The 201-nt window shown below is 64.2% G+C and carries 1 protein-coding gene; it reads right to left on the bottom strand.

Going from position 1 to position 201, the window contains the following annotated elements; genetic code table 11:
• Nucleotides 1-201: hypothetical protein (locus ASF69_RS23430; protein ID WP_210173787.1), on the bottom strand; the 201-nt coding region annotated here is incomplete at both ends.

The following is a 201-nucleotide window of genomic DNA, read 5'->3' as shown; positions in this document are numbered from 1 at the left end:
ATTCCGGCTCAAGGCCGGAATGACGGAAGGTAAGGGAATGCCCGAAGTCAAAGGAAATCGCAGTCCGAACCAACAACAAGTCTCCCCCGCCGATGACGCCAACAGCACCCGCCGCAGCGCACCCCCAGCCCGCAGCAAGCTCCATCCGCCACCATCCACCGCCGTCACCCCGGACTTGATCCGGGGTCCAGCGATCCGACG

This window comes from Rhizobium sp. Leaf311, assembly GCF_001423445.1.
GTDB lineage: Bacteria > Pseudomonadota > Alphaproteobacteria > Rhizobiales > Rhizobiaceae > Agrobacterium.
This window is presented reverse-complemented; position numbering and strand designations above follow the sequence as displayed.